Annotated in this window: 11 protein-coding genes and 2 pseudogenes; 3 read left to right on the top strand and 10 right to left on the bottom strand. The window is 70.5% G+C overall.

Features of this window, described 5'->3' with window-relative positions; all coding sequences use genetic code 11:
* Positions 1 to 43 precede the first annotated feature (43 nt).
* Entirely contained in the window at positions 44 to 1,267 is a 1,224-nt protein-coding gene (gene fxlM, locus M878_RS67915) for a methyltransferase, FxLD system (protein ID WP_023547806.1), read from the top strand.
* Positions 1,268 to 1,734: 467 nt separating this feature from the next.
* On the opposite strand, the gene haaN is transcribed toward fxlM, so the two are convergent.
* The 4 genes from haaN to haaT form a co-directional block, all read right to left on the bottom strand.
* Positions 1,735 to 2,214 (bottom strand): cyclophane-containing RiPP N-acetyltransferase HaaN, encoded by a 480-nt coding sequence (haaN, locus tag M878_RS67910; RefSeq protein ID WP_023547805.1) that lies wholly within the window; start codon positions 2,212 to 2,214, stop codon positions 1,735 to 1,737.
* A gap of 92 nt (positions 2,215 to 2,306) precedes the next feature.
* Positions 2,307 to 3,467: an FxsB family cyclophane-forming radical SAM/SPASM peptide maturase gene (locus tag M878_RS67905; RefSeq protein ID WP_023547804.1), complete on the bottom strand. Its 1,161-nt coding sequence runs from the start codon at positions 3,465 to 3,467 to the stop codon at positions 2,307 to 2,309.
* 13 nt (positions 3,468 to 3,480) lie between these two features.
* Positions 3,481 to 3,684, bottom strand: coding sequence for a HaaA family cyclophane-containing RiPP peptide (gene haaA / locus M878_RS67900; RefSeq protein ID WP_023547803.1), 204 nt, complete (start codon positions 3,682 to 3,684; stop codon positions 3,481 to 3,483).
* A gap of 127 nt (positions 3,685 to 3,811) precedes the next feature.
* On the bottom strand, positions 3,812 to 6,577 hold the full coding sequence (gene haaT, locus M878_RS67895; protein WP_023547802.1) for a cyclophane-containing RiPP biosynthesis TPR protein HaaT: 2,766 nt from the start codon (positions 6,575 to 6,577) through the stop codon (positions 3,812 to 3,814).
* Between the two features lie 234 nt (positions 6,578 to 6,811).
* Here haaT and M878_RS98390 point away from each other — a divergent pair, with 234 nt between their 5' ends.
* Together M878_RS98390 and M878_RS000000101845 are read left to right on the top strand one after the other, a co-directional pair.
* On the top strand, positions 6,812 to 7,003 hold the full coding sequence (locus tag M878_RS98390; RefSeq protein ID WP_023547801.1) for a hypothetical protein: 192 nt from the start codon (positions 6,812 to 6,814) through the stop codon (positions 7,001 to 7,003).
* Between the two features lie 14 nt (positions 7,004 to 7,017).
* A pseudogene (locus tag M878_RS000000101845) lies at positions 7,018 to 7,149 on the top strand (DUF317 domain-containing protein); the annotation flags it as partial.
* Between the two features lie 133 nt (positions 7,150 to 7,282).
* Here the strand turns inward: M878_RS000000101845 and M878_RS67885 are convergent.
* From M878_RS67885 to M878_RS67865, 6 genes and pseudogenes are all read right to left on the bottom strand, one after another.
* Entirely contained in the window at positions 7,283 to 7,669 is a 387-nt protein-coding gene (locus M878_RS67885; protein WP_023547800.1) for a hypothetical protein, read from the bottom strand.
* A 105-nt stretch (positions 7,670 to 7,774) separates the two neighbouring features.
* Positions 7,775 to 9,511: a relaxase/mobilization nuclease domain-containing protein gene (locus M878_RS67880; protein ID WP_023547799.1), complete on the bottom strand. Its 1,737-nt coding sequence runs from the start codon at positions 9,509 to 9,511 to the stop codon at positions 7,775 to 7,777.
* Complete coding sequence (locus tag M878_RS67875; RefSeq protein ID WP_245238123.1) at positions 9,508 to 10,134, bottom strand: mobilization protein; 627 nt, start codon at positions 10,132 to 10,134, stop codon at positions 9,508 to 9,510. Before M878_RS67875 ends, M878_RS67880 begins: the two co-directional genes overlap by 4 nt.
* A 47-nt stretch (positions 10,135 to 10,181) precedes the next feature.
* The gene (locus tag M878_RS67870; protein ID WP_031225203.1) at positions 10,182 to 11,471 is read right to left on the bottom strand and encodes a hypothetical protein; all 1,290 of its coding nucleotides are present in this window, start codon (positions 11,469 to 11,471) and stop codon (positions 10,182 to 10,184) included.
* 229 nt (positions 11,472 to 11,700) lie between these two features.
* Positions 11,701 to 12,399: an ATP-binding protein gene (locus tag M878_RS48160; RefSeq protein ID WP_031225202.1), complete on the bottom strand. Its 699-nt coding sequence runs from the start codon at positions 12,397 to 12,399 to the stop codon at positions 11,701 to 11,703.
* A pseudogene (locus M878_RS67865) lies at positions 12,396 to 13,337 on the bottom strand (hypothetical protein). The gene M878_RS48160 and the pseudogene M878_RS67865 overlap by 4 nt, the downstream one beginning before the upstream one ends.
* Positions 13,338 to 13,464: the final 127 nt, after the last annotated feature.

Below are 13,464 nucleotides of genomic sequence, written 5' to 3'. Positions count from 1 at the left end.
ACCCCTGTCGTACGCACAGCCGGGCACCTTCCGAAAGGACGCGATGAACACCACCACTGGCGCCTCCCCCGAGGACCTGCGCAACCGCCTGGTCGACGCCATCCTGAAAGAGGACCTCTCCGGCCTCCGCGACGCACACGTCGAAAGCACCATGCGGACCGTACCCCGCCACGCCTTCCTCCCCGACGCACCCATCGAGGAGGCGTACGCCAACAAGAGCGTGACGATCAAGGAGAACCCCGACGAGGACGCACTCCCGCTGAGCTGCGCCTCCCAGCCCGACATCGTGCACTTCATGCTGGTCCAGCTCGCTGTCCGCGAAGGCGACAACGTCTTCGAGATCGGGGCCGGCACCGGCTACAACGCCGCCCTGCTCAAGCACCTCACCGGGAAGTCCGGACAGGTCACCACATGCGACATCGACCCCGACGTGACCGCCTACGCCCGCCGGACGCTGGACGCGAACGGATACGAAGACGTTCGCGTCGTCACGAGGGACGGCGCCCTCGGCGCCCCGGAGTTCAGCCCGTACGACCGAATGATCGCCACGGTTGGCATGTGGGACCTCCCCGGCGCCTGGTGGGACCAGCTCGCCGTCGGCGGACGCCTCGTGGTCCCGCTGCGATGGCGCGGGCTCTCCAGGGCCGTGGCCTTCCAACGCGAGGAGGGGCGGATGCGGTCCGACTCCGTCAAGATGTGCGGCTTCCTCCCGGTGATCGGCCAGGACGGAGAGCGGAACGATTACATCGACGACGACCGGCTCGTCAGGCTCTACTGGGACGAGGACCAGTCCATCGCCCCGGAACTTCTTCGCGACGCGCTCACCCGACCGAAGTCGGTCGTCTGGACCGATGTGACGGTCGGCCCCGTCGAGTCGTTCGACGGCGTCTGGCTGCGGTTGAGCGCCACCGAGCGAGTGACCTGCCGCATCACCGCGAAGCCCGCAGCGGTGGAGGCCGGCCTCCACCGGCCCGCCTCACCCGCGCTGAGCCCCGCCCTCGTCGAGGGGGACTCCATCGCATACCTCACTCTGGAGCGGACCGCCGAAGACCCGGGGGCAGAACCCCGGTTCCGGCTCGGAGCCGTCGGCTACGGCCCCGCCGGCGCCGATCTCGCCGAGCGGATCTGCGCGCAGATCCGCGCCTGGAGCCCGGCCCGAACCGCCGAACCCCTGGTAACGGCCTACCCCGCGGACACACCGGACAGCGACCTCGCCGACGGAGCCGTGATCGACCGGCCCTCCGTGCGGCTCGTCATCGCCTACTGATCCCGACGCAGGCGGGCGTGGCCGTTGGCAGGTGCGGCCGCGCCCACCGAAACGAGAACAGCGCGGCGTCGGAGCACGGTGGTCAGCCCTGCGCGAGGTTCGCCTAACAGTCGGTGCACCGCCGCACAGCCCGTCGCCTCGGATTGCCCGCGGTGGCGGTCGCCGGAGAAGCACTGCTCAACCGCTCCCAGAGCCCAGGTGGAGGATTCGGGATCCACCCCCACCGCGGGGGTCGTACATCGTCCTCGGTCATGTGGTCGCACCAGCCGGGCCTGTGCGCGCACTGCGTCGGGGAGATCAGGATCGTGTCATCCGGGTGAGTACGCCACCTCCTCTTCACGAACGTGCCTACCGAACGCGGGGGCGCCGACGCCGACGAGCCCGGCGGACACTCGCATCCGAGCCCGATGACTATCTTGCCGCCGCACTCGTCGCAGCGCTCTACTTCCACTGGCCTCGTACCACCCTCACGCCGTGCCGGAGTCGACCCGGTAGACGATCTTCCCTTCGGACTCGGTGAACCCGCGCGACTCGTAGAAGGCCCGTGCGCCTGGGTTGTCGCGGTCAGCCATCCATTCCACCCGGCTGCACCCGGGGCGCGCGGCGGCCAAGGCGCGGAGTTCGTCCATGAGGCGAGCACCGATGCCCTGCCGACGCAGGGTGTCGCGGACGTAGAGCTCCTTCAGGAACAGGGAGTGCGAGGAACCGGCGGCCGGCCAGAGGAAGGAATAGGCGGCGAGGCCCAAAATGTCCCCGGTCTCGTCCTCGACGAGCAGGGCGGAAGCCAGCGGTGGCACGCCGAAGAGGGCTTCTTCCACCTGGAGGCGGCGCTCCTCGATCGGCTGGATATCTGTGTCGGTCGCCCCGTAGAACCGCTCGATCTCCTCGATCAGTTCGGCCACGGCCGGGACGTCCCGCTTCTCCGCGGGACGGATCGTCACGGTCATCGGCGCCTCCTGTCCTTCCTCGATTGCTTCGGTCGCTGCTGCACTCGTTCGTTCCAACGCGTGATCCCCTCCTGGCGGTACGGCACACGCGTCTACGGCGACGAGGCGGCCTGCGCATACGGGTTCCAGCCGTGCTGCCGCAGGGAGCCCTGGACGTGTCGGATGAGGTACTCCAGGTCCGCGCAGTAGACAGACGGATTCTGGTAGCCCTGGGCTTCGCTGAAGCGGTGTGGGAGGTAGCCACCGCCGCACACGTCCACAAGTGGGCAGGCGCGGCACTGCTCGGCGAGCGCTTCCTTGCCGTGTTGCCGGTGCAGCAGCTTTGGATGGGACAGAGCTTCGTCGAAGGAGTGGCGGAGGACGTCGAGCCCGAGCCAGGTGGCACCCTCCTCGACCGACCGCAGGGTGTCCACGGCCTCGATGGAGCCGTCGGACTCGATCACGACGCTTGTCGGCGGGGCCAGGCCGAGCGTCTCCACCGAGCCGCGCACGCCAGAGCTGAGGGCCACGATGTCCTCCAGCATCCGGACGCTGTGCCGGTACTCGGGCCGGTCGAGCCAGGCGTCGTACACCCTGCTCATCCACAGCCCGTACTCGGGCACGCTCGGGTCGGAGCGGTGCGGCGGGTCGTCGTGGGTCGCGTGCGGCAGGCCGAAGTCGATCACCGGCGGTTCGAACGCCGCCAGGTAGTCGTGGACCTCCACGGGGTCGTTGGCCAGGTCCACGACGGCGAGCAGCCCCGCGAACAGGTGTGGCCGCGACCGCAGGAGTTCGATGCCGCGCACGGCGGAGGCGGCGCTCGACCGCCCGGCGTGCGTCAGCCGGTGCCGGTCATTGGCAAGCGGCGGCCCGTCGAGGCTGACGCCGACCGCAACCTCGTACCGTTCGAAGAGGTCCAGCCACGCATCGGACAGAAGAGTCCCGTTGGTCTGGAGCTCGAAAAGGACCCGGGTCCCGGCCGGCACGCTGTCCCGGACGGCCTGGAACAGACCGGCCATGTGCCCGACGCCGACGAGAAGCGGCTCCCCGCCATGCAGGACGACGTGGATGGCCCGAAGGCGGTGTGCGGAGGCGTGCTCACCTATCCGCCGGGCCGCAGCCCGGGCCACAGCGAGGTCCATTCGGGCGGGCAGGCGCCGCGCCGCCTGGTCCCTGGAGTTGAAGACGAAGCAGTAGTCGCAGTCGATGTTGCAGCGGTTGGCGACCTTGAGGATGAACGTCCGGAAAGGAACGGGGCCTTCGGGTTCTGTCATCGAGCGGACGTGCTCACAGCGGCCAGGGCCAGATGAGCGAGGCCGCGTGGGCACCGTCACCGACCCGGCCCGTCGCGCCCTCCTCGGCCTCCAGCCGCTGCCGGACGCGGGCGGTCACGCGGTCCAGGACGGCGGTGCCGGCCGCCGTCGGCTCCGCGGACGCCGGGCCGACGGGCGTGATGGTGCGTGGCTCGGTGACGGACGTGGGTGACGGCATCCAACGCTCCTCGTGAGGTACGTGCCGGAGGTGGCACGGTGCGACGGGGGTGAAGCGACAGATTAGCCGGAAACGTAGCATCCTCAACCACCCACCTGGCACAGGAAATTCGGCCACATGGTCGGCGTCAGCCGGACCGCGACACCAGCAACCGTTCGATGTCGTCCACGGCCGCGCTCACTCCCAAACGCCGGTACACGGTCACGGCGGCTCGCAGCGAGCTCACGCCGTGACCAGGCCCGTCAACCGTCCAGTCGCAGCGGCCGATGCCCTCCAGCGCCCTCGCCTCCTCCAGCGGGCAGCGGATGTCCCGCGCGAGCGTGAGCGCCTGACCAAAGTGCCGACGGGCGGCTGTCGGTTCATCGGAGGTGAGCAGCAGCATCCCCCAGTGGCTCAGTGCCTCCGCCTCGCCGCACCGGTCGCCCAGGCCCCTCAGGATCTCCAAACCGCGTTGGAACGCCTCGATCGCGCCGTCGCGCTCACCGACGATGCCGCGCGCCACGCCCAGCTCGCTCAGAGAGGCGGCCTCACCCCCTCGGCTGCCGAGCTCGCGGTAGGCGCCCAGGGCCTCCTCCAGAAGCCGGATCGCCTCTGCCGCATCCCCGGTCACACGCTCCACGACGCCAAGGTGACGGATGCTGTTCGCGCGGCCGAACCGTTCACCGAGCTCGGTGAAGTGCGTCAGGGCCTGGCTGTGTGCCGTCCGCGCTGCCTCGATGTCTCCGGTCAGCCGTCGGACGACGCCCAACTCGTTCAGCGCGTAAGCCTGGTGCACACGGTCGTCCAGCTCCAGGTAGATGTCGAACGCTTCCTGGTGATGCCGCGCGGCCAGGTCGTACGCGCCCATGAGGCTGTGCACGACGCCCAGGTCGCGCAGGGAGTTCGCCTCTCCGTATCGGTCACCGAGTTCTCGGTAGATCGACAGGGCCTCGGTCTGGGCCTCCACCGCGGCGTCGAACCGGCTCATCTGCCGGTGTGTCATGCCGAGATCCGCGAGCGCATTCGCCTGCCCGAGCCGGTACCCCAGCTCTCGATAGAGGGCGAGGGCCTCGGTCTGGGCGCGGGCCGCGTCCTCGTTGTCCGCGGTCAGGTACCAGACGATGCCGAGCTGGTTCAGTGCCTCGGCCTTGCCACGCCGATCGTCGACCGCTTCGTACGCCGTCACGGCGTCGTTGAGGGCCTCGATCGCCTGTGGGTAGGCGGCCATGAAACGGCGTACGACACCCAGCTCGGCGAGGGCATCACCCCGCGCCCGCTGGTCGCCGGTATGGCGGGCGGCTTCGGCGGCGGTCCGATGGAGCGCGACGGCCTGGTCCCAGGGGCCGGCCTGGCGCAGGAAGGGCGCCATGGCTGCGGCGAGTCGGGCCACGAGGGCGTACAGGGCAAGGCCGTTCGCCCGACGGACGCAGGCCAGGATGGTGGCCCGCTCGGTCTCCAGCCAGCTCAGGGCATCCGTCCGCGACTCCAGGACCGGGGTCTCCACCCGCGAGGCACCGTCCGGCGCCGGTGGCACCGCGGCTCCGCTGCGCACGATGTGCTCGTTCGCGACGGCGAGAGCGGCCAGGTAGTAGGTGCACACACGCTGGACGGCCTGTGCGTGGTCCATGCTGTCTCCCTCAGCGGCGAGACCGCGAGCGTAGTCGCGCAAGAGATCGTGCAGCCGGTAGCGACTCCCCGGGTGCTCGTCGATCAGGTGGTCGTCGTAGAGCGCCTCAAGGTGCAGACGAGCCACCACGACCGAGACCTCACCAAGTGCCGCACCGACGTGCGCGTCGAGATCGGTGCCCGGAAAGAAGCCGAGCTGTCGAAAGAAGCGCTGCCGTTCCGGTGCGAGATCCCGGTAGGAGAGACCGAACGTCGCGGTGACGGCGCGTTCCCCGGCGCGCAGCTCTCCCAGGCGGTCCTGTGCCGTCACCAGCCGCCCGCGCAGGTCCTCGGCGGTCCAGGACGGATGGTGCCGCAGCCGTGCCGCGAGAAGCGACACCCCCAGCGGCAGACACCCGCACAGCCGCACCAACTCGTCCACCACATCCCGGTCGAGAGCGTCGGCCGGCCGCCCACTGAGCCGTACGAAGAGTTCGACCGCGTGATCCGGCGGCAGTGCGTCCACCGACATGACCACCTCCTCGTTCGCCACCAGCCGCTTGCGACTGGTCACCAACACCAGACACCCGCTCCCACCGGGGAGCAGTGGCTCCAACTGTCGGTAGCTGGCCGCGTTGTCGAGAATCAGCAGCGCCTTCTTGCCCGCGAGCCTGCTCCGCCACATGGCGGCCCGAGCCTCCGTGACCGCTCCGACGCCGTCACCGACGGGAATCTGCTGCGTCGGCACGCCGGCGGCCGTGAGAAGCGAGGCGAGCGCCTCGCTGGCCTGTACCGGAGTACGCCCCGGCGTGTACCCGTTGAGGTTCACGAAGAGCTGTCCGTCGGGGAACCGCTCGGAGAGCAGGTGGCCGGCGTGCACAGCGAAGGTGGTCTTCCCGACGCCGGGCATGCCGTCGATCACGTGAACGGGCACCCCCTCGCCACGCTCCTGTGAGGCCCGCACCGAGCCCACCAGCCGCTCCAGCTCCGCGGCACGGTCGGTGAACGCGGCGGTGTCGCGTGGCAACGAACGCAGCACCTGGGCGGCCCCTGGCCCTGCTCCATCCTCCGGTCGCCCTGGCGGGCTGGGAGGCCGCGTCTCGGAGAGCCCGGCGAGCAGGGCCGTCAGCCCAGCCATTGCCACGCCCAACACGACGAACGAGAACCAGGCGTGCTCCTGTAACCACCCCAGCCAGCCGGGCCACCGCGACTTGTTGGACACGGCGTTCGTGACGAGTCCGACCAGCAGCGTGGTCACAGCGCCGCCTCCGGCGACGACGGCGATCGCGATCCCGCGCCGGAGTCTCATGCGGAGGCCCCAGCAGCCGAGGGAACGGCCGATTCCTGCCTGGTGCCGCTAATGACGCACCACGCACTGCCAACCGACCTGGTCACGAAGGCAACCCCCGAGTAGAACGCCCCAACTTCCCTAACGGAACAGTCCTCGTAGACCTTGGTCAAGGGCGCGTCTGAGCCACGGCGTGCACCAGCTTCCGCAAGGCGCGGTGGCCGCTTCCCCACCGGCCCAACGTGGGTACGGCAGGTGACGGCGGCCCCCGACCTGGGCGACGAGCGGTGGAGTCAGCTGCTCACCTACTCCGTTCGTGGGCAGCGCAGCATCGTCAAGCAGACGGCGATCCGCACCGGCAAGGTCCTGGTGATCGTCTCCGGCTCGCCGGGGCTCGTGGACGCCAACCTGGCCAAGGCGCTCGACAAGACCCAGGCCGCCTTCTGATCACCCTGCCAGTCTCGTTCAGCGGCAGCGTGCCGCACGACCTCGTCGCCGCGTTCGCCGACTCCCTCAGTGGCAGCGCACCGGTGCTGCGTCGGGTGCTGTCGGAGAGCACACACGACCGACTCTTGCGCGCTCCAGCTGGCTGAGGGCTTCTCACGCTGGGAAGCCGGGCCTCCCGTTGGGGAGGCCCGGCTTCGTGCCTGGGTGCCGGAGATTCCGGGATCTGCCCCCTGGCCCGGTCACTTCCTCACATTGGTCGTGGCGGGACGCGGGCCGTCGTCAGAAGGTGTTCGGGGTGAAGGGCCGAAGCGGGTGGATCATGAGGCCAAGCAGCCGGTCGAACTCGATGCGGTCGTTCTCGCTCATGAGCTGGACGGCGTTGCCGAGGTTCTTCTCGGTGAGCTGTTCCATGAACGGGGCGAGGAAACGCTGGAAGGCTTCCGACGCTTCCTCCCATGTACGCCGGTACTCCCTGTACCGCGCGAGCTGTTCGCTCACCTCTTCGAATTCGACGCGGGTGGCGGTGAAGGTGAGGGCCTGTTCCTCCTTGCTGAACGGGCGTCCGTCGCGGTGGCTCCAGGTGTTGGTGTCAGGCCGGTACTTGAAGTCCGCGTCGCACAGGAGGGCGACGATGTCGAGTCGGGGTCGGATGTCGGTTTCGGGCATAGGTGCTCCTATACGGGAGTCGGGTGGGTGCAGGCATCAATGGTCCGGAGGATCGCCGGTTTGCCCAACCGGCGATCGTCGGCTATGTTTCGCCGTTTTTCCCGGTCAGCGCTGGTGGCGGGAGTCGTTCACTGCGCTGGTCGCCGCCGGTGTGGTGGGCGCCGGGGAGGGTGTGCGCCGGTTGCCGCGGGCGGATGAGTCGCGGGGGCTTTCGGGCAGGGCGGGCAGGTGGGCGCTGCGGCGCAGGCGCCATACGAGGACGTCGCTGATGGAGTCGGCAGTGTCGAGCTCGCGCCGCTGGGCGGCTTCGGTGAGCAGGGCGGCCGGGTCGTGGCCGGCTCTCTGGGCGTCGTCGAGGGTGGCGGCCAGGGCGGGCCAGTCGGCCTCGGCCAAGACCTGTTCGGCCTGCTCCGGCAGCACTTGGTGGAGAAGGCCGGCCTGCCGCTGCCGGACACGCGGTGCCAGACGATGGCCTCGCTGGCGGAGGATGGCCATGGACCCGGCCGCAGCGGCTTCGTAGGCGGCGCGAAGGTGTTCAGCGGCTTCCCGGGCTGCGGCGGCCTGCTGGCTGTGGTGCTTCCTGGCGTGCCAGTTCGCCGCGGCGATCGCGAGGAAGAAGGCCATGTCGATGAGCATGGCGGTGGTGGCGCCATCCTCGCCGCGGCCGAGGGCGGGCCCACTGTGGACGAGATCGCGGGCGGCCTGACGCAGAGCGTGGTCGTGCCCCCGTACGGCCTTGATGTGGGAGCGGCTGGCCCGCTCGAACGCGAAGGCTGCCTTGCGGAGTTCAGCGCGGGTGTGCGCGGCGGAGGTCTTGGCGAGCGCGTCCAGGATCTCCCCTGCAGCGGCGATCTGGGCCGCTGCTGTGCCGTCGTCGCCGTGGTCGATGATCAGCAGGGCCTGCCACGTGGCGTCGGTGGCCCGGCGCCGAGCGAACGCGGGACCTGTCACGGCCGGCAGGGCGGGCTGCTCCGGCCCAGAGCCGTCCGCCGAGGCGGCAGCCTCTGCGGAAAGGGCCCAGCGTTCGCGGATGCGGGGCAGGGACAGGTCGGGTGCGAGTGTGGAACCGGCGTAGAAGACCGGCTCATCGTCCTTGTTGCGGTCGTCGGGGAGGGCGACCTTGTAGCCGAGCAGATCACCGGAGGGCGCGACGCGCTTGCGGATCAGCAGACCGGCGGCGGCCAGGCGGTCGAAGAACTCCTCCTCGCTGGCGGCGCCGGCCACCGCGCGCCGTACGGTCTCCCGCAGCTCCTCCCGCGCGGGGCGCTCCCTGCCCTGCCGTTCGGCCTTGTGCCGCTCGGCACTGGTGGCCCGCTTGGCAGCGGTTCCGTCACCGGGCGCGATCTGGTGCAGGCCGAGTTCCTTTTCAATCAGGCGGCACTCGGCCTGGGCGCGTTTGCCGGAGCGGTGGTGATCGGGGCGGCGGCCGTCCTCGCGGACCAGGGTGGCGATGATGTGGATGTGGTCATCGGCGTGGCGGACGGCGGCCCAGCGGCAGCCGGCGCCGTCACCGGGATCGATGCCGGTGGCGGCGACCATGCGGCGGGCGATGTCACCCCACTGCTCGTCGGACAGGATCGGGTCGTCGGGGGCGGCGCGTACGGAGCAGTGCCAGACGTGCTGGGCGGGGCGCTGGTCCGCAGCGAGCAGGGACAGGGGCTGGTCGAGGAGGTGCTGGAGGTCCTTCTTCGTGACCGAAGGGTCGCGGCCGGGGTCGGGGGCCATGCCGTCGAAGGACGCGACCAGGTGCGGGTCGATGTGCTCCTCGTGGGTGCCCTTGCCGTACAGGTAGTGCAGGAGCCCGAGGGTGTTGCTGCCCTGCTCGTGGATCCGGGGGATCAAGCCGCCTGGTCCTCCTGTCGGTTGGTGATCCTGTCGGCCGCTCGCTGGACGGCCTGTGCGGCGCGTTGCAGGTCGGCGAGGGCAGCGGCGAAGTGCAGTGCGTCGGCACCGGAGTTGAGTGCCTTGACGGCCTGGTTGACGTTGCTGCCGGCCCAGCCGAGCTGACGGCGCACGCCGAACAGGGCCGTCAGGATGTCCCGTTCGGTCGCGATGGCCGCGGCGGTGCGGGACTGGTCGCGGGCGGCGGCCAGGGCGGAGTGGGCCAGGAACCCGGCCACGCTCATGTCGACGTGGTCGGCGCCGGACTGGATGATGGCGAGTTCTTGTTCATTGAGGCGGACGCTGTGGGCGGGGCGCTGCTTTTTGTCGCGCGGACGTGACTTCCCCTTCCTGGCCTCGCCCTTCGGGCTGGCCTTGCCTGGCTGCGGTCCGTCCTCGGTCGCAGCTTTCCCGTCCGGCGCCCCCTGGTGCCGGACGGACCCCGCCACCCCCAGGGCGGGGTCGGGTTCGGGCGCTCCCCCTGCGGGGGAGTGTCCGGACCTCCAACTTGCTCCGCCTGGGGCAGGGGTGATCGGCAGGGAGTCCTCGTGGGTGGTGGGGTCTGGGTGGTGCGGAGAGTACATGGGGCCTTCCGTGAGGGGCGTGGTGGGGAGCGTTGGTGCTGAGGGGATCACCGAGGTGCAGCGTCGGCTTCGGCCTTGACCTGGCCCTTGAAGTCACGGACGACTCGTCCGACGTCATCACTGGAAATGGTGTAGTCATCGACGCGCAGGGCGTCCTCCACCCGGTCGCGTCCGACGCTGCCGGTCTCCTCGTACATGCGGCGGGTGTACTTGAGGATGACCTCGTCGGAGGCGCGGGGTTTGCCGTCGTTGCGCTTCTTCCGGGCAGCCGGTTTCCGCTCGCGCCTGCCCGGAGCGCTGCCCGAGGTGTTGCCCGTGAGCGGCGGGCTGTCTTCGGTGTCTGCCCGGGCGGGCAGCCCTGGCGCCGAACGGGCAGGCCGCAGGCGGGCAGCCGGAGGCACCTCGTCGTCGCCCGGGTCTGCTGGGTGCGGGCGGGCAGCGTCCTGCTCTGCCCGTGGCACTGACGCCGGGCGGGCGGAGCCCTGGCGGCTCTGCCCGGATTCGCGGGCGGTATACGAGGCCGGGGCCTGCCAGCGCGGCGGCAGTATGAGGGAGGCGAGGCCGAGGGCCTGCCTGCGCGTGGCGAGCTTGCGCAGCAGCAGCTCGTCCTGGAGCGGATCGCCGTCGACATCGGCCCGCTCCAGAGCCTGGTGCAGGCGCTCTGTCAGGCGTCGTCGCCGCCGTTTGCCGCGCTTCTTGTCGGTCATCGACTCGGCGCGCAGGATCAGGGCGACGGCTTCGGTCAGCGCGCGCTCGCGGATGAGTCGGGCGGCATCGGCGTCCTGGTCGGCGATGCCGAGTCGGGCGAGCAGGCGTTCACGTGCCTGGCGGACGAGGATGGCGGCCAGGCTGCGTGAGGTGGCGTCGGGGGTGCGATGGCGCAGTTCGATGCCCATGGCCAGGTGCCAGAGAATCGCGGCCAGGACGGGGCCGACAAAGGCTCGTACTGTGCCGCCGAGCAGCCCGGACTCGGCGTAGGCGGGCAGGATCTGGACGGCGGTGATGACCCAGGTGAGGGTTCCGGGCGTACCGGGCGCCTGCTTCGGGCCGTTGAGGTTCTGGCGTGCCATCAGCGCGGTGGCGAACAGGGCGAGCTCGGCGGCGGCGAACATCGCGACACGCTCGGTGGTGCCGCCCATGTCGAGGTAGTCGGCGGCGAACCGCCAGCTGGTGTCCGCGCTGTAGGTGGTGCAGCCGATCGCGGCCATGGCCGCGACGGGCACGGCGATGGTCCCGCGCCAGCGGTTGGTGGCGGACGGCCGGCGGTGCTGCTGGCGGATCGTCCATCCAGCGAACAGGGCGGATAGCACGAGCAGGACGAGGAGCACCACAGTCATCGTGGAGGAGGTGGCCCAGTCCGGCAGGAGCGGGGTGCCGCTGCTCTGGGCAGCGAGGGGCGCGAAGAGGAGTGGAAGCAGGGTGGGTCTCCAAGGTGTAGAGGGAAGAGGAGGGCGAACGCGGCGGAGTGCTGAGTGCCCCTGCGCGATGAGTCTGCGCGGGCCAGGGCAGGTGTGAGCGCGAGCGGTGCAGCGAGGCAGGGCAGGGGAAGGCGGCTGGGGTGGCCGGTTAGGCGGTGGCCGCGGTGTGGCGTCGCCGGTCGGGGCCGGTGAGGACGACGCGTTCGGTCATCTCGGCGAGGCGCGAGGCGACGCGGTCGCCGAGGGTGGCGCGGAGCTCTGCGGTAGGGAGGTTGGTGGTGATGAGGGTGGGGAGCATGTGCTCGTACCGGTGGTTGATCAGCCGGTAGGTCAGCTCCTCAGTCCACTCGCTGGTCTTGGCTGCACCGAGGTCGTCCAGGAGCAGCAGCGGGCAGCGGGCCAGTGTCTGTAGGTCGCGTTCGGCGTCGTGGCCGGTACGAGGACGGATGCGCGCGTGAAGGTCGGCGGTGGTGGTCGCTTCCCAGCGCAGGCGGACGCCACGGCTGAGGAGGCCGCAGACGGCGCCGTACGCCTGATATGTCTTGCCGGTGCCGGTGGGGCCGGCGATCAGCAGCGACGGGCCTTCTGCGATACCGGGTCCACCGGGGCCGGGGCGTCCAGCGCGGGCGATCTCGTCAGCCCAGGCGCTGACCTGCGGCTGGTCAGCCATGGCGCGGCGGTAGCGGGCGGGGATACGGGCGTCCGCCAGCTCAAGGGCCGTGACAGGCTCCGCCGGTGGTTCCTCGCCTGTGACACCAGGGTCGATGCCGCGGCTGGCCAAGATGCCGTTGAGCCGGTCGGCGAGCGGGCCGACCCGGTGGGGCTCTCGGGTGAGGGTGGCGGTCAGAGGTCACCTCCGAAGGCGGCTTCGACATCGGTCGGATTTGTCCACGCCCTGTGGATAACCGGCGCGGTTGGCGTGGCGGAGGTCGCGTTCATGGCCTCGTGGACGAGGCTCGGCAGGGTGCTGGGGTGCAGCCCCTTGGTCCGGTGCCGTTCGAGTCCGGCCCGGATATGGGCGGGGGCGATGCCCTCGTCGACGAGCTTGCGCACCTCCCGGCCGAGGTGGCCCAGGACGTCCTTGGGCGGGCGGTGGGCGCAGGCGGCGGCGTACTCGGCGATGAGCTGCTGGGCCGAGACGGTGTCGGGTGCGGGGGCGCTCGCGCCCCCCGAAGGGGTATCTCCTAGATCCATGATCCTAGGTCCTAGATCCGAACCGTGAGGCGTCACGGCTGCCGCACTGAGTCCTCCCCGCCCCCTCACGGAGGGCTCCGTGAAGCCGATCTGACCTGCGGCTTCGTCATCAGCGCTGGGATTCACCGCAGGCTCGCGCACTTGCCCGGATCATTCACGGAGGGCTCCGTGAGGCTGCGGTGCGGGCTCCGTGATGCTGGCCCGCGCAGTCGGCGCGGCGACGCCTGGCGCGGTGCCGACCGGTGTGTCGTGGTGGGGGCAGGAGGGGAGGCGGCTCTTGCTGGGTCGGTTGATCTTCTGGTGCTGGTGCCAGGTGACGATGTGCAGGTACCGCTTGTCATCCGGCCCCTTGTAGCGGCAGATCAGCCCGGCGTCGGCGAGCTGGGCGAGGTCCGTCTCGACATCGGATGGCGTGTGTTCCGGGCGCAGGACCCACAACTGGCCCGCGATGATCGCGGCGTGGTCGCGATGGCGGCCCTGGTCGTCGGCTTGGGTGAGCAGGCCGAGGAAGGTGCGTTCCGCGGTCAGGGAGACGGTGGCCAGGGACTCGGAGACGAAGGCTTCGGGCTTGATGGTGCGGATTCGTGCCAAGAGCGGGGCGGTCCTCACTCGGCGGCCTGTGGGCGGACACCACGGCTCACCGTCGGTCGGGGCGGGATTCGAACGGAGGGGTCGGGCTGTTGGCGCGGGGTGCGCCGCGAGTCGACTGCGTTTTCCG

Origin of the sequence: Streptomyces roseochromogenus subsp. oscitans DS 12.976 (genome assembly GCF_000497445.1) — a bacterium.
In the GTDB taxonomy this organism is placed as follows: Bacteria; Actinomycetota; Actinomycetes; order Streptomycetales; family Streptomycetaceae; genus Streptomyces; species Streptomyces oscitans.
The sequence above is the reverse complement of the archived record's forward strand: the minus strand, read 5'-3'. Positions and strand labels throughout refer to the sequence as shown.

Bases quoted from the DNA above. Each gene is read 5' to 3' on its own strand.
- M878_RS67875 (WP_245238123.1), bottom strand. From the start codon at position 10,134: ATGTACTCTCCGCACCACCCAGACCCCACCACCCACGAGGACTCCCTG.
- haaT (WP_023547802.1), bottom strand. From the start codon at position 6,577: ATGAGACTCCGGCGCGGGATCGCGATCGCCGTCGTCGCCGGAGGCGGC.
- fxlM (WP_023547806.1), top strand. From the start codon at position 44: ATGAACACCACCACTGGCGCCTCCCCCGAGGACCTGCGCAACCGCCTG.
- haaN (WP_023547805.1), bottom strand. From the start codon at position 2,214: ATGACCGTGACGATCCGTCCCGCGGAGAAGCGGGACGTCCCGGCCGTG.
- M878_RS67885 (WP_023547800.1), bottom strand. From the start codon at position 7,669: ATGCCCGAAACCGACATCCGACCCCGACTCGACATCGTCGCCCTCCTG.
- M878_RS67905 (WP_023547804.1), bottom strand. From the start codon at position 3,467: ATGACAGAACCCGAAGGCCCCGTTCCTTTCCGGACGTTCATCCTCAAG.
- M878_RS67870 (WP_031225203.1), bottom strand. From the start codon at position 11,471: ATGACTGTGGTGCTCCTCGTCCTGCTCGTGCTATCCGCCCTGTTCGCT.
- haaA (WP_023547803.1), bottom strand. From the start codon at position 3,684: ATGCCGTCACCCACGTCCGTCACCGAGCCACGCACCATCACGCCCGTC.